Source organism: Streptomyces sp. NPDC050439 (assembly GCF_040655335.1).
Taxonomy (GTDB): domain Bacteria; phylum Actinomycetota; class Actinomycetes; order Streptomycetales; family Streptomycetaceae; genus Streptomyces.
The window spans coordinates 24,293-43,036 of the sequence record NZ_JBFAJT010000013.1 but is presented as its reverse complement, the minus strand read 5'-3'; the positions used below and the strand labels follow the sequence as shown (position 1 = coordinate 43,036).

17 protein-coding genes are annotated in these 18,744 nt (G+C 71.3%); 7 read left to right on the top strand and 10 right to left on the bottom strand.

Annotation, left to right across the window (positions count from 1 at the left end; all coding sequences use genetic code 11):
- Window positions 1-215: 215 nt before the first annotated feature.
- Together AB0I66_RS39635 and AB0I66_RS39630 are read left to right on the top strand one after the other, a co-directional pair.
- Window positions 216-1,397: an FAD-dependent monooxygenase gene (locus AB0I66_RS39635; RefSeq protein ID WP_363212929.1), complete on the top strand. Its 1,182-nt coding sequence runs from the start codon at window positions 216-218 to the stop codon at window positions 1,395-1,397.
- On the top strand, window positions 1,397-2,938 hold the full coding sequence (locus AB0I66_RS39630; protein WP_363212928.1) for a hypothetical protein: 1,542 nt from the start codon (window positions 1,397-1,399) through the stop codon (window positions 2,936-2,938). The genes AB0I66_RS39635 and AB0I66_RS39630 overlap by 1 nt, the downstream gene beginning before the upstream one ends.
- A gap of 12 nt (window positions 2,939-2,950) precedes the next feature.
- Here AB0I66_RS39630 and AB0I66_RS39625 read toward each other — a convergent pair whose 3' ends face one another.
- On the bottom strand, window positions 2,951-3,295 hold the full coding sequence (locus AB0I66_RS39625; RefSeq protein ID WP_363212927.1) for a VOC family protein: 345 nt from the start codon (window positions 3,293-3,295) through the stop codon (window positions 2,951-2,953).
- A 150-nt stretch (window positions 3,296-3,445) separates the two neighbouring features.
- Between AB0I66_RS39625 and AB0I66_RS39620 the strand changes: the two genes are divergently transcribed.
- Complete coding sequence (locus AB0I66_RS39620) at window positions 3,446-4,309, top strand: alpha/beta fold hydrolase (protein ID WP_363212926.1); 864 nt, start codon at window positions 3,446-3,448, stop codon at window positions 4,307-4,309.
- A gap of 45 nt (window positions 4,310-4,354) precedes the next feature.
- On the opposite strand, the gene AB0I66_RS39615 is transcribed toward AB0I66_RS39620, so the two are convergent.
- From AB0I66_RS39615 to AB0I66_RS39605, 3 genes are all read right to left on the bottom strand, one after another.
- Window positions 4,355-5,173: a PIG-L family deacetylase gene (locus tag AB0I66_RS39615; protein ID WP_363212925.1), complete on the bottom strand. Its 819-nt coding sequence runs from the start codon at window positions 5,171-5,173 to the stop codon at window positions 4,355-4,357.
- A 5-nt stretch (window positions 5,174-5,178) separates the two neighbouring features.
- Window positions 5,179-6,156 carry a polyphosphate kinase 2 gene (gene ppk2 / locus AB0I66_RS39610; RefSeq protein ID WP_363212924.1) on the bottom strand — a complete coding sequence of 326 codons (978 nt, stop codon included), beginning with the start codon at window positions 6,154-6,156 and terminating at the stop codon, window positions 5,179-5,181.
- A gap of 112 nt (window positions 6,157-6,268) precedes the next feature.
- Window positions 6,269-6,988, bottom strand: coding sequence for a TioE family transcriptional regulator (locus tag AB0I66_RS39605; protein ID WP_363212923.1), 720 nt, complete (start codon window positions 6,986-6,988; stop codon window positions 6,269-6,271).
- 58 nt (window positions 6,989-7,046) lie between these two features.
- On the opposite strand from AB0I66_RS39605, the gene AB0I66_RS39600 reads away from it, so the two are divergent.
- On the top strand, window positions 7,047-8,270 hold the full coding sequence (locus tag AB0I66_RS39600; protein ID WP_363212922.1) for an erythromycin esterase family protein: 1,224 nt from the start codon (window positions 7,047-7,049) through the stop codon (window positions 8,268-8,270).
- A 43-nt stretch (window positions 8,271-8,313) separates the two neighbouring features.
- Window positions 8,314-9,090 carry an NAD(P)-dependent oxidoreductase gene (locus AB0I66_RS39595; RefSeq protein WP_363212921.1) on the top strand — a complete coding sequence of 259 codons (777 nt, stop codon included), beginning with the start codon at window positions 8,314-8,316 and terminating at the stop codon, window positions 9,088-9,090.
- Between the two features lie 20 nt (window positions 9,091-9,110).
- Here the strand turns inward: AB0I66_RS39595 and AB0I66_RS39590 are convergent, their stop codons facing one another.
- The 3 genes from AB0I66_RS39590 to AB0I66_RS39580 form a co-directional block, all read right to left on the bottom strand.
- A complete protein-coding gene (locus tag AB0I66_RS39590; protein WP_363212920.1) occupies window positions 9,111-9,788 on the bottom strand; it encodes a hypothetical protein in 678 nt (225 codons plus the stop codon).
- Window positions 9,789-9,845: 57 nt separating this feature from the next.
- Window positions 9,846-10,550 (bottom strand): 3-oxoacyl-ACP reductase FabG, encoded by a 705-nt coding sequence (gene fabG, locus AB0I66_RS39585; protein WP_363212919.1) that lies wholly within the window; start codon window positions 10,548-10,550, stop codon window positions 9,846-9,848.
- 66 nt (window positions 10,551-10,616) lie between these two features.
- Window positions 10,617-11,351 carry a helix-turn-helix domain-containing protein gene (locus AB0I66_RS39580; protein WP_363212918.1) on the bottom strand — a complete coding sequence of 245 codons (735 nt, stop codon included), beginning with the start codon at window positions 11,349-11,351 and terminating at the stop codon, window positions 10,617-10,619.
- Window positions 11,352-11,585: 234 nt separating this feature from the next.
- Here AB0I66_RS39580 and AB0I66_RS39575 point away from each other — a divergent pair, with 234 nt between their 5' ends.
- Entirely contained in the window at window positions 11,586-12,479 is an 894-nt protein-coding gene (locus tag AB0I66_RS39575; RefSeq protein ID WP_363212917.1) for a helix-turn-helix domain-containing protein, read from the top strand.
- Between the two features lie 229 nt (window positions 12,480-12,708).
- Here the strand turns inward: AB0I66_RS39575 and AB0I66_RS39570 are convergent, their stop codons facing one another.
- Window positions 12,709-13,686, bottom strand: a complete 978-nt coding sequence (locus AB0I66_RS39570) for an MBL fold metallo-hydrolase (protein ID WP_363212916.1) — start codon at window positions 13,684-13,686, stop codon at window positions 12,709-12,711.
- A gap of 103 nt (window positions 13,687-13,789) precedes the next feature.
- Between AB0I66_RS39570 and AB0I66_RS39565 the strand changes: the two genes are divergently transcribed.
- The gene (locus tag AB0I66_RS39565; RefSeq protein ID WP_363212915.1) at window positions 13,790-17,017 is read left to right on the top strand and encodes a BTAD domain-containing putative transcriptional regulator; all 3,228 of its coding nucleotides are present in this window, start codon (window positions 13,790-13,792) and stop codon (window positions 17,015-17,017) included.
- Here the strand turns inward: AB0I66_RS39565 and AB0I66_RS39560 are convergent.
- Window positions 16,938-17,729: an ABC transporter permease gene (locus AB0I66_RS39560; RefSeq protein ID WP_363212914.1), complete on the bottom strand. Its 792-nt coding sequence runs from the start codon at window positions 17,727-17,729 to the stop codon at window positions 16,938-16,940. The two genes, AB0I66_RS39565 and AB0I66_RS39560, sit on opposite strands and share 80 nt — an antisense overlap.
- On the bottom strand, window positions 17,726-18,703 hold the full coding sequence (locus AB0I66_RS39555) for an ATP-binding cassette domain-containing protein (protein ID WP_363212913.1): 978 nt from the start codon (window positions 18,701-18,703) through the stop codon (window positions 17,726-17,728). Before AB0I66_RS39555 ends, AB0I66_RS39560 begins: the two co-directional genes overlap by 4 nt.
- Window positions 18,704-18,744 lie beyond the last annotated feature (41 nt).

Below are 18,744 nucleotides of genomic sequence, written 5' to 3'. Positions count from 1 at the left end.
GGTGCGGAAGTACGCACTGTGCTTGGTCGGGATGGTTGACGTTGTCCCGCAGTGGTGGGAGATCCGGCACCGGCATCATGGCACCGACATGACATCCCGGGCGTTTCGGATCACGTTGACAGGTCTCTGTCGACATGTTGCTATAAGGCGCTACTCGGCCGGACTTGCGTACCTGACCGGGGGCGCCCCCCCCGAACCCAGAGCGAGGAAGAACCATGCCGCAGCGCGCCGCGACCATCGTCGGCGGCGGGATCGGCGGCCTCGCCGCTGCCATCGCCCTGCACCGCCGCGGTTGGCGCGTCGAAGTGCTTGAACGTGCCCCGCAGTTCACCGAGATCGGCGCCGGCATCTCCCTGTGGCCCAACGCGCTGCGTGCGCTCGACGCGCTCGGCCTGGCCGACACCGTCCGGGCTCTCGGCGCCGTCGAGGAAACCGGCGGCGTACGGGACCGCAGGGGCCGCTGGCTCTCCCGTACGGACAACGCGGAGCTGGCCCGGCGCTTCGGCCACCCCCTCGTGGTCCTGCACCGAGCGGACCTGTTGCGCGCGCTGGCCGAGGTGTTGCCTGCCGACAGTCTGCGGCCGGCCAGCGAGGTGTCCTCGGTCCGTGCCGACGGCCACGGCCCGGTCGTCGCCCACCCTGGCGGCAAGTCCCGGCCCGACCTCGTCATCGGCGCCGACGGGCTGCGCAGCGCGGTCCGCCACGCGCTCTGGCCCGCTGCGGCCGGCCCGCGCTACGCCGGGTACTCCGCCTGGCGCATGGTCACCGAGCCCCTGGCCGAGCCGCCCGCCGAGGGCGCGGCGACCTGGGGTCGCGGGGAGAGGTTCGGCTACACGGCGTTGCCGGGCGGGCGGATGTACTGCTTCGCGACCGCCTCGCTGCCCGCGGGAACGCCCGCCGACACGTCCGAGTACGAGGAGCTGCTGCGCCGGTTCGGGGCATGGCCGGACCCCATTCCCGCCCTCCTGGCCGCGGTCCCCGCGGACGCGGTGCTCCGCCACGACCTGTACGACCTGCCGCCGCTGCCCTCCTTCGTCCGCGGCCGGGTCGCGCTCCTCGGCGACGCGGCGCATGCCATGACCCCGAACCTGGGGCAGGGCGCGTGCCAGGCCCTGGAGGACGCGGTCACATTGGCCCACTGCCTCGACGGCACCCCGGAGGTGGCCGCCGCCCTTAGCTCGTACGACCGGCTGCGTCGCCCGCGCACCCAGGCCATCACGCGCCGCTCCGCCCGGCTCGGCACTCTCGGCCAGCTGTCCTGGCCGCCGGCCGTGCTGCTGCGGGACACGGCCGCCCGGCTGATGCCGGCGCGGGTGACGCTGCGTTCCATGACGCCGGTTCTCGGCTGGACCGCGCCCGGCGACCAGGAAACCGCGACGGGGAACGAGAGCCGCTGATGCCGGACTGGACCTATCAGCCGCTGCGTGGCGCGGCAGCCGCCGTCCTCGGGCTGCGGCGTTCGCAGCGAACCGCCCTGCGCGTGCTGGCCTCGGTCGGCTCCAGGCCGGCCGGTGCACGGCTGATCGCCCGGGGGTTCGGCCACCGCCATCCGCCGCGACGGCTCGCCGGCGAGATCGCCGGTGTGCCCGTGGCCGTCCGGCTGGGCATATCCGTGCCGCCCTCCCTCGCCCGCGACTCGATCCGCGCCATGTCCCCGCTGGGGGCCGGTGTCGTGGAGGTGGCTCCCGTCTCGGCGGCTGATGTGGCGACCGTGCGCGATGCCGCCGCGAACCGCTCGATCCCGGTGGTCGTCAGGGCCTGCGACCCGGAGGTCGAGGCCGCCCTCAAGCCACACGTCGACGGCTTCACCGGCGGCGACGACCCGCACGTCCTCCACGTGTGCGACCCGTCGGTGTCCGAGGCGGCGACGGCGCTCGACGACCCGGACGCCGTCGTACTCGCCCGGCCGGCGGTGCTCGTGGCCGCCGGGCCCGGCTGGTTCGCGCGGGTCACCGAAGCCGCCACGCCCACCACATCCGCTCCGGCGCTGCGCGAGGTGGGCCGCGATCCGCGCCGCTGGCCCGCCTGGTGGTGGGCGCTGCTCGTCGGGCTCGGCATGACGGGCGCCGGGCTCGGCGCCGCGGCGATCACGCTGGGGCCGGTGCTGCTCTGGTACGACCGCGACTACCTCGGCATGACGCTGCACGAACTGCACGCCGCCAATCACCATCTCGTGCACTTCCTCCAACACGACCGGATCACCATGGCCGGGACGATGGTGTCCATCGGGGCCCTCTACACCGGTCTGGCCGTGGGCGGCATCCGCCGTGGTTGGCCCTGGGCCCGCGAGGTGTATCTGCTCTCGGGGGCCATCGGCTTCCCCACCTTGTTCTACTTCCTGGCCACCGGCTTCGTGGAACCTCTGCACACGGCCACCGCGCTCGTGCTGTTCCCGATGTTCGTCGCCGCGGTCCGCCGCACCCCGCATGCGCCACGGTGGAGCCGTACGCCCGAGGGGCCGGAACCGGAGCGCAGGCGCGCGCTGGTCGGCCAGCTGCTGATGATCCTCACGGGTGCGGGGCTGTTCGTGGGCGGGGCGGTGATCTCGGTGGTCGGCCTGACCGACGTCTTCGTCCCGACCGACCTGACCTTCCTGGGCACCGACAGACACACCCTGGAGGCCGCCAATCCCCGGCTCGTGCCGTTCCTGGCCCACGACCGCGCGGGGTTCGGCGGCGCCCTGATGTCCGCGGCGGTGGCGATCGTGCTGCTCAGCGCGTGGGGCTGGCGGCGGGGCGAGGCGTGGGTGTTCTGGAGCCTGGCCGTGGCGGCGGCCGCGGGTTTCCTGCCCGCTGTCGTGGTGCACGGCACGATCCACTACACCGATCTCATCCACCTCGCGCCGGTCTACTTCGGCATCCTCCTGACCGGTACGGCGCTGCTCCTGGCGCGTCCGTACCTGTGCGCCAGGACATCGGAGGCCGGGCCGGGGAGCTGACGGCCCGCCCCCTCACTCCGCCGGGCTGCCGCCGAATCCGATCTCGTTGCCGTCCGGGTCGCGGAAGGTGGCCTTGCGGACCCCGTTCGCGTACGTCTCGCGCGTGTCAGGTTTCAGGCCCCGCCCGGCGATCCCCAGGATGCGGGCGTCGAAGTCCTCGACGAACACGGTGTGCAGGGCGTGCCCTGCGTGCTCGGGCCGCACCTCGATGAACACGTAACGGTGCTCGGCGAGTTCCCACACCGCCTCGGTGTCATTGGGCAGGAAGGCCGGCGGCCCGCCGAGCAGTCGCTCGTACCAGGCCACCGCCGTCGTGTAATCGCGGACAGGAATGCCCGCGAACAGATCTACGGTCATGCGGCCATGCTATGCACGCGGGCGTCCGCGCGGAGGCCCCTCGCGTGCGCGGCGGGTCCGCACCGCTCGGTTTCCGCAACGGGCCGGGCGTCGGCGCGAAGCAGCCGATTCGTGCTTGTTCCGAAGATCGTTTCGTTGGAGGCTACCGGCATGCAAAATCAGCTGACTTACGTATTTGTGCACGGCGCCTTCGCCAACTCGTTCTCGTTCGCGCCGCTGCAGGCCGAGCTCGGTCTCCTCGGGCACCGTTCGGTCGCGGTCGACCTGCCGGGGCACGGCTTCGAGGCGACGTACGCCGCGGCCTACCAGGCGCCGCAAGATCTCGACGCGCTCGCGCAGGAACCCGGCAGCATCAAGGGGGTCACGCTTGCCGACAACGCCGCGCGCGTCATCGAGGTCCTCGAGCGGGCGAAGCAGCACGGGCCGACCGTCCTCGTCGGCCACAGCAGGGGCGGCATCACGGTGACCGCGGTCGGCAACGCCCGGCCCGACCTGGTCGACCGGATCGCCTACGTCGCCGCCTGGTGCCCCGTCGACCTGGACGTCAACGACTATTACGCCCAGCCCGAGATGGCCGGTGTCGACCCGGGAGCCTTCGCTCCGGCGCTCGTCGGTAACCCGGCCGAGCTCGGCCTGCTCCGGGTCAATTTCCGGACGGCCGACCCTGGCACGTACGCGGCACTCAAGCAGGCGTTCGCCGCCGATCTCACCGATGAGGAGTTCCGTACGTTCCTGAACACCTTCCAGCCCGACGAGAACCTTGATGTCGGCACGTCCGCCGACCGGACGCAGGCTGCCACCTGGGGCCGCATTCCCAAGACGTATGTGCGCCTGACCGACGACGCCAGCATCCCGCTCGCCATGCAGGACCGCCTGATCCGCGAGGGCGACGCGCTCACCCCCGACAACCCCTTCGCCGTGGAGACCCTTGAGGGAAGCCACCTGCGCTGGCTCGTCCACCCGAAGCCGGCCGCTCAGCTGCTCGCGGGCATCGCGGGCATCGCGGCGAACTGACGGCCCGCCGCCACCGCCGCCTCAGCCTCCGCCTCCAACTGGCGCTCAGGCCATCAGCTCCGTCTGCGTGGCCTGAGCCGCCGGGTCGGAGGTCCGGTGGGGAACGAGTTCGTGGCGGATGTACCACTCGGTGGAGAGCAACGCTTCCCGGTCGGATGGCGCGAGGCCCGCGATCAACCCCGGGACGGCCCCGCGCTCCACCTCGGTGCGGTGGGCCAGTATCGCGGCCACCTTCTGGTCGAGCCACGGCCTGACGTCGACGGCGGCGGTGACCCACTCGTCCGGAACGGTGCGCGTGGCCTTGCCTGTCGCGGCCAGGCGTCCGCCCCACTCCCGTACGGCCGAATGCGGATGGGTGGCCGTATACAGGGCCCTCGGCTGCCAGGGAGCACCCGCCTCGGGGTAGAGGCGCTCAAGCCCGGCCGCCTGGCACGCGAGCATGGTCACCCGGTGGGTGTGCACGTGGTCCGGGTGGCCGGAAAGACCACCATAGGCATCATGGGTGAGCACGACGTGCGGGCGGAACTCCCGTATGTGGGCGACCAGTTCCCGCACCGTCTCGTCGATCGGCGCGTCGCAGAACCGCGCCGCCCCGGGAGCCGACTGCGGTACGCGCGCGTCGGCATGGCCCAGCAGTCGGGGTGGACCGGCGCCGAGGATCTGAAGTGCCTGGGCCAGCTCGGCGGCCCTGGTCGAGTCCGCGGCCCAGGTCGCGGTGACAACCGCGGTGCGGGCGCCCGCCGTTGCGTGGCGGGCGAGGACACCGCCCGCCACCAGGGACTCGTCGTCCGGGTGGGCGAAGACCGCCAGCAGACTCGGAGCGGACGTCGGTTCGTGCGTCGGTCCGGACGTGGGGGCGGGCAAGACCTTCACGGGTGCTGGCCGGGGCCCAGCCGGCCGTTGTCGGCGAGGCGGCTGGGTGACAGGTCCGTCGGGTCCTCGTCCGCCTCCAGCAGGGTGTCGGCCGGGCCGATGATGAGCGGGTCCGCCTCCCCCACCGCGTCCTTGTCCATCGACGCGTAGTCCACGCGCAGCAGCAGATGCCGGATGGCTTCGAGGCGCCCCCGGCGCTTGTCGTTGAACTTGATCACAGACCACGGCGCATGAACGGTGTCCGTGGAGCGGAACATCTCCACCTTGGCGCGGGTGTAGGCGTCCCACAGATCGAGCGAGGCAAGGTCCGTGGGCGAGAGCTTCCACTGCCGTACGGGGTCCACCTGTCGGATCGCGAAACGCGTGCGTTGCTCCGCCCGGGAGACGGAGAACCAGAACTTGACCAGCACGATGCCGTCATCGGTGATCATCTTCTCGAACAGCGGCACCTGCTCGAGGAACTCCTCGTGCTGGCGTGGGGTGCAGAAGCCCATGACCGGCTCGACGCCGGCCCGGTTGTACCAGGAGCGGTCGAAGAAGACGATCTCCCCTGCGGACGGCAGTTGCGCGACATAGCGCTGGAAATACCACTGACCCGCTTCGCGTTCGGTGGGCTTGTCCAGCGCCACGACGCGGGCTCCGCGAGGATTGAGGCGCTCGGTGAACCGTTTGATCGTGCCGCCCTTGCCCGCCGCGTCGCGCCCCTCGCACACGATCACGATGCGCCGACCCTGCTCGCGTACCGACTTCTGCAGCTTGAGGAGCTCGATCTGCAGGATCCGCTTCTGGCGCTCGTACTCCTTGCGCCTCATCTTCACCGAGTAGGGATAGTTCTCCTGCCAGGTCCGCAGCGGCTCCCCCTCCGCGTCGAGCAGCACCGGGCGCTCCGGCCGGGCCTCGTCCACCGACAGCCCGTCCAGCAAACGCTCCGCGTCCTTGTCGTCCGCGTCCGACGCCACGTCGTCTCCTCTCATCGACCCGTGCCACCTTTCTACCCGCATCGATCGCCATTCCGCTGAAATCGCCATGTACCCAGGAGCGGCCTGTCCCCACATCGCAACATCGCAGCAGGTCTTCCGCCCGCGCTCACGCTCCGCCGCCGAGGTAGGCCTCCAGCTCGGCGGCGCCGGTCAGCATGGCTCGTCCGCGGCCGGTCAGCCGGTCGCGCCAGTCGCTCAGTGCGGATTCCAGGGGTTCCAGGCCACCGGCGGCCCGGACCTTATTGATCAGGGGCGCGATCTGCTCCAACAGGTAACCGCCCCGCCTGAGTTGGTGCACCAGCCGGGCATCGCGTACGTCCGCCTCGTCGTACACGCGGTAGCCGGTCCGTGGGTCCCGGCGCGGGTGCACAAGCCCGGCCCGCTCCCATTTGCGCAGCGTCGCCGGCCGGATGCCGAGCTTTCGGGCGAGCGTCCCGACGAACATGCCCTCGGGCCCGGCCCCGGACGCCGGCACGGGCTCCAGGTCGCGCAGTGCTCTCTCCACTGCCTGGAGGGTCCGGCGGTCCTCAAGGAGCTGCACATGGCTCTCGTCGATGAGACGGAACGCCTCGTCGACCGCGCCCCGGTTTACGGCCCGCATGATCGACGTCGCCGTCTGGTGACCGTGGCCCGGCACCAGGGCCAAAAACGCGCGCAGGGCCCGCGCGTGCGCCGTGGTGTAGGTGCGATAGCCGTGCGGTGTGCGTGCGGCGGCCGGGAGGATGCCGGCCTCCTCGTAGTTCCTGACCGCTTGCGTGGACAGACCGTGCCCGCGCGCCAGGTCGACCGGCCTCAGCCGCTCCCCGCTTTTAAGGTTTTGCCCCATGCGGCCGCCCCTGCCGAAGGAAAGTTTCAACCGAGTGTTCAACGATAGCGTTTAATGCATGGCTACTGACATCAAAGACACCGCTCATGCCGTCGATGCGGCCGGCGTCATGAGGCTCCTGCGCACCCGGCCACAGGTCCTCGCCCTGGGCGAGCCGACCCACGGCGAGGAGACGCTGCTCGAACTGCGCAACGAGCTCTTCCAGCAGCTCGTCGAGCAGGAGGGCTACCGGACCATCGCGATCGAGAGCGACTGCATGGCGGGCCTGCTCGTGGACGACTACGTCACCTCCGGCACGGGCACCCTCGACGACGTCATGGAGCACGGCTTCAGCCACGCCGACCTGGGGCTGGGAGCCTCGGCTGCCAACCGTGAACTCGTGCGCTGGGCACGGGCGTTCAATGCCGACCGCTCCCCCTCCGAGCACGTCCGCTTCGCCGGTTTCGACGGCCCGCTGGAGATCACCCACGCCGCGAGCCCCCGCCGGGCCCTCACCTCGCTCCACGCCTTCCTCTCGGCCCACCTCGTGGACCCAGGCCTGCTGCCCTGCACCGCGGAGACCCTCGACCACCTGCTCGGCGACGACGACCAGTGGGTCAACCCCGCCGCGATGATGGACCCGGCCCAGTCCGTGGGGCAGTCGCACGAGGCGAAGGAGCTGCGGCTGCTCGCCGACGATCTCGTGGCCCTGCTCGACGCGCAGACCCCGCGCCTGGGCGCGGTGACCTCGCGCGACGACCAGGACCGGGCCCGGTTGTACGGGCGCACCGCCACCGGCCTGCTGCGCTACCACCACTGGATGGCCGACGCCTCTCCCAGCCGCATGGCCCGCCTGGTGGGCCTGCGCGACCTGATGATGGCCCAGAATCTGCTCGCCCTCGCCGAACGCGGTCCGACACTCGTCCACGCCCACAACAGCCATCTCCAGCGGGACGCGAGCACGATGCGCATGTGGGACCAGCCGCTGCTCGAGTGGTGGAGCGCGGGCGCACTCGTCAACTCCCGCCTGGGCGAAGGTGAGGGCTATGCCTTCGTGGCCACGGCCCTCGGCACGCTCCCGCATCAGGGAGTGGACGCCCCGCCGCCGGACACCGTCGAAGGCCTCCTGTACGCGCTCCCGGAGGACCGCTGCGTCATCGACGCCCCACGCCTGGCCGCCGCCCTCGGCGACACACTGCCCGCGCCCCGCGTATCCCCTTGGTTCGGCTACGCCCCGCTCGACCCGGCCCAGCTGACCGGGACCGATGGGCTGGTGTTCCTCGCCGACGTCCGGCGCGATTGACACTTGCGGCAGAGTGGTCGTCATGGGAACGGGACTTGGGACTGTGGCGATCACGGGTGCGGCCGGGCGAATCGGATCGGTGGTGCGGGCGGGCCTGCGCGGTGAGGTGGCGCGGTCGGTGCTCATCGATCGCGTGGGGCTCACTGCGCAGACTCCGACGGAGGTCATTCACCAGCTGGATCTGCGTGACGCCGAGGCGGTGACAGCGGCGCTGAAGGACGTGGACGCAGTGGTGCATCTGGGTGGGGTCCCTGATGAGGCACCGTTGCCGGATCTGCTGGACGGGAACGTCCGAGGGACGCATAACGTGTTGGAGGGCGCGCGCCGGCAGGGGGTGCGGCGGGTCGTGCTGGCCAGCAGCAATCGTGTGAGCGGCTTCTATCCGGTCGCGCAGACCGTGACGCCGGAGATGCCCGCGCGCCCTGACGGCCTTTACGGGGTGAGCAAGGTCGCGGTGGAGGCGCTCGGGCGTCTGTATGCGGACAAGTTCGGTCTGTCGGTGGTGTGTCTGCGGATCGGCAGCTTTGAGGACGCACCGAGCGAACGACGGCATCTGTCCACGTGGTTGAGCCCCCGCGACTGCCTCGGCTTCGTCCGGGCGGCGCTGACCGCTCCCGACGCGCGCTTCGAGACCGTCTATGCGGTCTCCGCCAACACCCGCCGCTTCTGGGACACCGATGCCGGGGCGAACCTGGGATACGTACCGGTGGACGATGCCGAAACCTTCGCTTCGCGTCTCTCGACGGGCCACGATCCGGCCGGGGGCGATCCGCAGGGCGGCGAGTACGCGAGCGCGGAATACACCCTCCGCCACATGTGAGGCCTCCGCAGGGCAGGCGGCTAATTCACGCGGAAGTCGTCGGGAAGTGGGTGGAGCGGCTGCCAGCCGTCCGGAATTCCGTAGGGGTGGTCGATGTGCGCCCATATCAGCGCTCCATGCACGACCCCGGGCACATGCCGGTTGGGTTCCGGCCGTGACATCAGCGCGCCCGTGCCGTGCTCGAAGGCGTCGGCCACTGCCTCCAAGTAGTGCGCCACGGAGGAGAATTCCGTCGGCTCGCCGAGTTCCGCGCCCTCGTAGTAGGCCCAACCCCCGCCACCTGAAGGTGAGATGTACCGGCCGCTGTCAGGAGCGTCGTTGTCCGCCCCCAGCCAAGGAACCCAGTCGGCCACCGGACAAGACGCCTCGCCCGCCGCGCCACCGGCAAGGGATTCCCACGAGCCGCGCGCCTGCACCGCGTCGCCCGGCCCGAGGAGCACGTAGTCGAGGAACTCGTAGGCCGCCAGGTCGCCGTCCTCGTCCTCCTCGACATCGACCCACTCCACCCCGCCGCACCTGCGCCACAGCGCCTTCAGCTCCTCGGGAAAACCGTGCCCATGTGCGGCGTACAGCTGGGCCTCGGCAGCGGCGAGGACTCCTTCGTCGACCGGAGGAAGGATCGTCTCGGCGGACACGGGTGCGTGAGCGCGCAGCCATGTCTCGATCCTCTGCCAGGCCGCGACCACCCGGGCGCTCAAGAGCACCTCTCATGTGACAGACCATCCAACACGCGCATCCCTCCAGTATCGCGTCACCTAGTGCCCCATGCCGCCACCGCCGTCCACGGGAATGACGGCGCCGGTGATGTAACTGGCCGCGGGTGACGCGAGGAAGGCGATGGTGGCGGCGATCTCCTCGGGGCGGGCCAGGCGGCCCAGAGGTATCTGTTGTACGAGGTTGTCCCGCTGCTCGTCGGTGAGGCTCTCGATCATCTTCGTCTCGGTGAGGCCGGGCGCGACGACGTTGAAGGTGATGTTGCGGGAGCCGAGCTCGCGCGCCATGGACCGCGCGAATCCGACGAGTCCCGCCTTGGAGGCCGCGTAGTTGGCCTGACCGCTCTCTCCCCGCAGGCCCACCGCCGAGGAAACCAGTACGACACGGCCGAACTTGGCGCGCAGCATCGGCTTGGTGGCCTGCTTGACCACGCGGTACGTGCCCGTGAGGTTGGTGTCGAGCACGGACGTGAAGTCCTCCTCGCTCATGCGCATGAGGAGCTTGTCCCTGGTGATTCCGGCGCAGCACACCAGCACCTCCACCGGGCCGTGCTCGTTCTCCGCCTCTTTGAAGGCGGCCTGCACCTGGTCGGTGTCGGTGACATCGCACCGGATGCCGAACAGCCCCTCCGGGGGTTCCCCCGTGCGGTAGGTGACGGCGACACGGTCGCCGGCCGCTTGCATGGCGCGGGCGGCGGCCAGGCCGATGCCGCGGTTGCCGCCGGTGATCAGGACGGAGCGGGTCACAAGGAGCCTTTCTCGAAGTGCTGTGGAACGTGTGGAAGGAAAGGGTGGTGCGTGTGCAAGGGCAGGTCAGACGGCGGTCACGGCGACACCCGAGCGGGTCAGTTGACGGCTGATCATGGCTGCGGTGTCCATCACGGCCTCGATGAAGCGAGTGCGGACGGTGGGGCTGCGCAGCTGGCTGTGGGGGGCCAGCAGACTGACCGCGCCGGCCACCGTAGAACCGCGCCACAGGGGCGCGGCGACGGCGTCCCTGCCGAGCAGGAGCGAGGGCCCCAGGACGTAGCCGTCCTGGCGGATGCGCGCGAGCTGCGGCCGGGCCGCGGTGACGTCCCCGAGGCAGGCCTGGATCGCCCATCCCGGCGGGTCCGCCTCCAGCGGGGCCCGCCACAGCGCCTGGAGGATCGCGTGCGGGGTCGCGTGCAACTGTTGCGCGTGCGCGCCCAGGGCCTGCTCCGCGTGAATACGCATCGGGGTGCCGATGAGGAGCGGTACGTACGCCAGAGCGATGTGCCCGGTGCGTGACTGTAGTGTGATCAGTTCGGCGCGAACAGTAGCCGACCCCGTGCCGGTCGGTGGACCGGACGAGTCCGAGAAGGAGCCGGAGAAGAGATGCGGTGCCTCTACAAGGGAGTAGTGGCCGCGCGGCCCTCGCCGCTGCACGGCCCCTTCGCCGACCAGCGCCTGAACGTAGCGGTGGACGGTGGGGGCGGGCAGGCCCGCCCGCGCGGCGACGGAGGTCAACGGGTGTGTCCCGGGGCCCAGTTGATGCAGGGCCCGCAGGACCGCGAGCGTACGTCCCACGGAGCCACCCCTGGACTCCGAGGGTATGGCGGCGGGCGTCTGCAACGCGAACTCTCCCTGGCAGTGGTGGCGCGCCGCGTCTGCCACAACGCGGTCGGATCTGAGGGGCCATTGTCGCGAGCACCCCTCGTGCACCACCAGGACCAGTTTTTTCCTGTCATCGAATTTCAGGAAGGTTCTCTTCCGGTATATGAGGCCGGCTCGCACGGCCGTCGGCACAGGAGGAGATGACCGGTGGACAACAAGGCAGCTCTGCGGCAACTGCTGCAGTGGAAGCGGAAACAAGTCGATCCCTCGACCCTCGGCTGGCCGCCGCGCACCGGCCGCGGCCGCCGCTCCACCGGCCTCTCGCAGGCGCAGGTCGGACAGCTCCTGTACGTGTCGGAGCGGACCTACGCCCAACTGGAGCGCGGCGAAATGGCCTCGCCCACACCCGAGTTCCTCGACCGGGTGTCCAAGGTTCTCCAGTTGCACGAGCGGGAGCGCATCGCGCTCTACGTCTACTCGGTGGGCCACGAGCCGCCGCATCCGCAGGATCCGCTGGCCGGCACGAACGTGCCGCCCGGCTGGAAGGTGGCGGTGGAGGGGATAAAGGGACAGCCCTGCTACGTCAACGACGTCGCCTGGAACGTCCTCGCCTGCAACGACGACTTCATCCGCATGTTCCCCCGCCGCGCGGGAGACACCTCGCAGCCGGCGCTCCCGGAACAGAACCTCATGCGCTACATGCTGCTGCGCGAGGACACCAGGGAGCACCACATGGTCAACTGGCAGACGCAGTGGGCGATACCGCTGACGGCCCAGTTGCGCACCGCGGTGGCCACCCACCCGGACAACGCGGATCTGCAGGATCTGGACCAGGAGGTCGACGCGGACCCGGTGGTGGGCCCCATCTACCGCACCCGGCATGTCGCCTATGTGCACCCCAACGGCGACACACGGAAGATGCGGTACAACGCGTACGGGGGTCCGGGCGAGGAAGCGTACTTGGACCGGTGCTGTGAGCAGCACGCTCCCTCGCGCGTGGGTGACGTCACCATGTGTACGGCGATGCCGCTCGGCTCCCCCGGCGCACGGTTCACGATGCTGGTCTTCAGGCCCGACCCGGTCACCTGTTCCGCTGGGTGAAACGGCGGCCCCGGTTCATTCCGGCCGTTGGAACCGGGGCCGATTCGGCGGGCTTGCGCGGTGCGCCTGGGGCGACTGCCGCGCTTTGATGGTCACGCCTCGTACGCCGAACCCAGAGCGGGTGTGTGTGTCCGGGGAGCCGGAACGGTCGCCCCCGGCCGTGCCACGCATGGTCGGGTGCCGCCTTGGCCCAGGGGGGCGGCCGCGCACCGTCAGGCGACCGCACACCTCAGGCGACCGGCAGCTGTTGGGGTTCGGTGTGCTGGTCGAAGGCCCACTGGGCGGCGCTGTGCGCGAGTTCGATGACGGTGTGGTCGGGGCCCGTGCCCCGGAGGTGCCCGTACTCGAGCGCTATGACGATCATCAGGCGCTCCGGCAGGCCGAGTTGCGGGTAGAGGCCACGGCGGAAGATGTCGTCCATGGCCTCGCGGGCGGTGAGTCCGCTCTCGAAGCGCAGCCGGATCTCGCTCTGCATGGTGCGCAGGTAGTCGATGTGCTCGCTCAGGTCGCCGGGCCCCTTGAGCCCGCCGTGCCCGGGAACGATGACGCGCGGCGAGAGCCCCAGGATGGTCTCGTTGGCGTCGATGACGCTCTGCAGGGGGCCCGACCAGTGCGGAGGGTGGTCCTCGGGGAAGAAGACGTCGCCCGCGCAGACCACGTCGCCCACCCGGGCGATCAGGTCGCCCGCGTGGTGCGCGGGGCCGACCTCGATGAGCTCGACCTCCGTCTCCCCGACCGTGAAGACGTGCTTCCCGCTGAACGTGGTGGTGGGCGGGGTCACGCGGGCCGAGAGGAAGTCGAAGACACCGAAGTGACGGCGCAAGTACCAGCCGAGCGCCCCTTCGGAGGGCGTCTCGTTCAACAGGTGGTGCATCTCCTGGGGAGTCGGCTCATGCGCCAGGTGCTCGTGACCGGAGCGAGTGGTGATGATGTCCGCGCCGGGGAACAGGTGGTTTCCCCAGCTGTGGTCGCCGTTGGCGTGGGTGTTGACCACGGTGCTCACGCGTCGCGTGCCCAGGACCGGGCGGGCCGCCCGGATCATCGCCTCGGTCAGCGGCTCGTCGTAGGGCGTGTCGATGATCGCGGCCTCGTCGCCGGAGACGATCCAGAGACAGTTGGCGAACCCCCAACTGCCGCCGCCGGCGGGCATCCACGCGTGCAGCCCGGCAGCGTTCGGGATCGGGGTGAGCTGGCTGGGGAAGTCCATCGGCGCATTCTCGCCGAATATGACTCCCGGCGCCGTGTGGCGTAGGGCACACAACGCCACGGTGGCCGAGGGGAGCTGACGGGGCCTTGGCTAATCTGCTCGGGTGACCATCGAACTGACCCTGCTGCCGCGTGTCGCGCATCGCGGGCAGGAGGTCACCGCGCCCCGGCTCCGCGGCCTGCTGGCGCTGCTCGCCGGTGACCTGCGCGCGGGCTGCGGCATCGAGCGGCTGGTGTCGGGGCTGTGGCCCGACGCGTTGCCGGAGCGGCCGGGCAAGGCGCTGCAGGTTGTGGTGTCCCGGGCGCGGGCCCAGTGGGGCGCCGACCTCATCGCGAGCACGCCCACGGGATACCGGCTCGCCCTCGCCGAGGACCAGGTCGACAGCTCGGCCCTGCTGCTGCACGCCGCCGTGAGCGAGGAGCGGGCCAGAGCCGGGGATCACGCGGGCGGGCTGGCAGCGGCCGAAGCCGGGCTCGCCCTGTGGGACGGCACCCCCGGCGGATCGGCCGGCACCGACGACCCCGTCGCCGCGCTGCGCGCCGAACGTGCCCCCGTCCGCGCCGCTCTCGTACGCGCACAAGCGCTCGCGCTCGCCCGCCTCGGACGGCATGCGGAGGCAGCCGGTCCGCTGGCCGTGGCCGCCGCGGAACATCCGCGCGACGAAGAAGTGCTCGCCGAGGCGCTGCGCGCGGAGGCGGCGACAGCGGGCCCGGCCGCCGCCCTCACCCGTTACGAGGCGTACCGCCGTGACCTGCGCGAGGCTCTGGGCACCGATCCCGGCCCCGGACTCAGGGCCGTACAGCGGGAGTTGCTGGCCGCCGGGTCCCCGGTGGTGCGCCACGGTGTGCCGCACGAGCCGAATCCGCTCCTCGGCCGTAGTGACGACATCGCCGCGGTGGAGCGGCTGTTGGGCGCCTCCCGTGCCGTCACCGTCGTCGGGCCCGGCGGCCTCGGCAAGACCCGGCTCGCCCACGCCGTCAGCCGCCGGGCTGCGCAGCGCGTGGTGTACTTCGTGCCGCTCGCCGCCGTCACCGCGGACGCGGACGTGGCGACCGAGGTGGCCTCCGCACTGGGCACGGGCGAGGGACGGCACGGCGTGGTGAGCGGCCACCCTACGGGCGACCCGGTGTCCGGCATCCTCGGCGTGCTCGGCTCCGGACCCGCCCTGCTGGTGCTCGACAACTGCGAGCAGGTCATCCGGGGCGTCGCCGCCCTCGTACAGACCCTGGTCGCCTCCTCGAAGGAGCTTCGGGTGCTCGCCACCAGCCGGGCCCCGCTGGACCTCACCTCCGAGACGGTGTACCCGCTGCCGGAGCTCGATCTGCCCACCTCGGTCGAGCTGTTCACCCAGCGCGCCCGGTCCGCCCGAGCGGGGGTGGAGCTGCCCCCGGACGCGGTGACCGGGCTCTGCCGCCACCTCGACGGACTGCCGCTCGCCGTGGAGCTGGCGGCGGCGCGGGTACGGGTGCTCTCGGTGCCGGAGATCGCCCGCAGGCTCGGCGACCGGTTCGCGCTGTTGCGGGGCGGGGCGCGGGACACTCCGGAGCGCCACCGCACGCTGCACGCGGTCGTGGAGTGGAGCTGGAACCTGCTCACCCCGGACGCGAGAGCGGCCCTGCGCACGCTGTCGGTCTTTTCCGGCGGCTTCTCCGGGGCAGCGGCGGAGCACGTGCTCGGCGATGAGGCGCTGTTGCTCCTGGACCAGCTGGCCGCACAGTCACTGCTCACCGTCGTCGACACCCCGGCCGGGGTGCGCTTTGGGATGCTGGAGGCCGTACGCGAGTTCAGCGCGGCCCGCCGTGCGCAGGCCGGCGAGGAAGACCAGGCCGTCGACCGATTCCTCGCCTGGGCACGGGACTTCGGGGCCGAGACCCACGACGTGCTCTTCGGCCCGGAACCTTCCCCCGGCTCCCGGCCTCACCAGCCCCGGGGCGGCCCCGCCGATGCCCGGGAGCGGATCAGGGCCGAGCAGGACAACCTCGTGCCGGCCCTGCGGCACGCCCTGGCCCGCGCCGACGGCCCCACCACCGCCGCCCTCACCGCCGTACTCGCCGCCCTGTGGTCCACCGACTCCAACTACCCTCGCCTGGCCACCCTCGCCGCCGACACCGGCCCACCGCTCTCGCACTACCGCCCCGGGCCCGCGTACGTCGAAGTCGCGCGCACCGCGGCGGTGCTGTGTGCGGGCGGCCTGTTCATGAACCACGGACCGCACGGCATACGCCAGCTCGTCACCCTGCGCCGCCTTCCCCCGGCCCCGCCGGACACCCTGCCGCGCGCCACCGCGGCGGTCCTGAGCGCTCTCCCCGAGATGCGCCCGCCCGATTACGCCGCGCTGCGCACACTGTGCGCCGACACGCAGCCCTTGGTCGCCGGTATCGCCGAGTGCGTGGCCACCTACGTCTGGGAGTACGAGCACGACATCGACCGCGCCCTCGCCTCCGCCCACCGGATGCTCGGTGCGCTGGCTCCGGTCGACCATCCGCCCCTGCAGCTCATGGGCCATTCCCGGCTGAGTGAGCTGTCCTTGCGGGCAGGGCACGGCGACGTTGCCCACGAGCACCTCAGGGCGGCTCTGCGGGCGCTGCCGCGGCTCGGTGACGAGCTCGACTACATCGGCATCCGCTCGGCCCTGGTGCTGGCCTGCCTGCAGCGCGGCGACCCCGACGAGGCCGAGTACTGGCTACGGCGATCCGAGAGCGACACCACCGCGCGGGACGACGACTTCTACAGCCCCGCCCTCGGCGGCCGCGCCGAGATCGCCCTCGCCCGCGGCCACACGGAGACCGGCCTTGGCCTGTGGCGCGCCGCCGTGGAGCGGATGCGGGAAGCGCGCTCTCTTTACGGCGGCGACCCGTGGCTCGACCCGTGGGCGCTGCAGATCCAGTCCGCGGCGGTGACGGCACACGCGCACGCCGGGCGGCTGGATCTGGTCGCGGAACCGGTCGACCGGCTGTGGCAGCGGCTGCGGACGCTGCCGGACGGCCCGCCCCGCTCGCCCTTGGAGCTGCCCGTGTACGGGACCGTGCTGCACGCGCTCGGCACGGCCGCGCTCGCCTCGGGGGACACCTCCGCCGTCCCGATGATCGCGTTGGCCGAACGGCTGCGGGTGCTGCGCGAGTTCCAGCCGACGATGTCGGCGGCCCGCGCCCGGCAGGCGGCCGAGGACGCCGACCGGGCGGCGTACGACGACGCGGTGTCGCGGTACGCCGCCCTGGAGCGGGACCAGCTGTGGGAGGCGGTCGGTGGGCTTACTTCGGGTCGCGGTGGAACAACGCCGTCGACCAGCGGTAGCCGAGCGCGGCAAGGCCCAGGCACCAGGCGATCGTGATCCATCCGCTGTCGCCGATCTCGCTGCCGAGGAGCAGGCCGCGCAGGGTCTCGATGGCCGGGGTGAACGGCTGATGCTCGGCGATCGGCCGGAACAAGGCCGGCATCGAGTCGACCGGCACGAAGGCGCTGGAGATGAGCGGCAGGATCATCAGCGGCAGCGCGTTGTTGCTGGCCGCCTCGGCATTCGGGCTCGCCATCCCCATCCCGACCGCGATCCAGGTGAACGCCAGCGCGACGAGAGCCAGCAGCCCGAGCGCCGCGATCCACTCCAGGACCGTGGCGTCGACGGACCGGAAACCGATGGCCACGGCGACGGCGCCCACGAGCAGCACGCTCAGGATTGCCTGCAACACGCTGCCGACGACGTGTCCGACGAGCACCGAGCCGCGGTGGATGGCCATCGTGCGGAAGCGGGCGATGATGCCTTCGGTCATGTCCATCGAGACGGACACCGCCGTTCCGGCGGGGGTGGCTCCGATGGTCATCAGCAGGATGCCCGGGACGAGATAGGCGATGTAGTCCGCGCGGTCGGCGCCGCTGCCGCCGATGCCCGCGCTCATCGTCTCGCCGAAGACGTAGACGAAGAGCAGCAGCAGGACGATCGGGGTCAGCAGGACGTTCAGGGTGAGCGAGGGGTAGCGCCTGGCGTGCAGGAGGTTGCGGCGCAGCATCGTGGCCGAGTCGCGTACGGCAAGGGGGAGAGAGCTCATCGGGCGTTCTCCATGGCCTGGTGGGGCGCGTCGGTACGGTCGGCGGTGAGGGCGAAGAACACGTCGTCCAGGTCCGGGGTGTGCACGGTCAGTTCGTCCGCCTCGACGCCGGCCGAGTCCAGCCGGTCGAGGACGGCGCGCAGCTCGCGCTGGCTGCCGTCGCTGGGGAGTTGCAGCGTGAGGGCACGGTCGTCGCGGGTTACGTCGTGCAGGGCGAGGACGGCGAACCGGTAGGCGGTCGGGTCGGTGAACCGCAGCCGCACATGGCCGCCCGGGATGAGCCGCTTGAGCTCGTCGGAACTGCCCTCGGCGGCGATCCTTCCGCCGCTCAACACCGCGATGCGGTCGGCCAGTTCGTCGGCCTCTTCCAGATACTGGGTGGTGAGGAACACCGTCACGCCGCCCGCGACCAGCTCGCGGATGAGGGCCCACATGTTGTGACGGGAGCGCGGGTCGAGCCCGGTGGTGGGCTCGTCCAGAAAGATGATCCTGGGCCTGCCCACCAGGGTCATGGCGATGTCCAGGCGTCGCCTCATGCCGCCGGAGCAGGTGGAGGCGGGCTTCTTCGCCGCCTCGGTGAGATCGAGGCGCTCCAGGAGTTCGGCGGCGACCCGGCGTCCCTCGCCCCGTGGCAGGTGGTGCAGGTCGGCCATGAGGAGCATGTTCTCCTCGCCGGTGATCAGGCCGTCGACCGCGGAGAACTGCCCGGTGACACCGATCGAGGCACGCACCGCCTGTGGGTCGGCGGCCAGGTCGTGGCCGCCGACCCACAGGTCACCGGCGTCGGCGGTGACGAGGGTGGAGAGGATCTTCACGGCGGTGGTCTTGCCGGCGCCGTTCGGCCCGAGCAGGGAGAAGACGGTGCCGGGCGCCACCGTGAGATCGATGCCGTCCAGGACCGTCTTGTCCCCGTAGGCCTTGCGCATCCCCGTCGCCGCGATGGCGGGTGAGGACGATGTCGTCGTTGTCGTCATGCCGCAGAGGTTGCGGCACGGCGCATTCAGCGTGGTTTCAC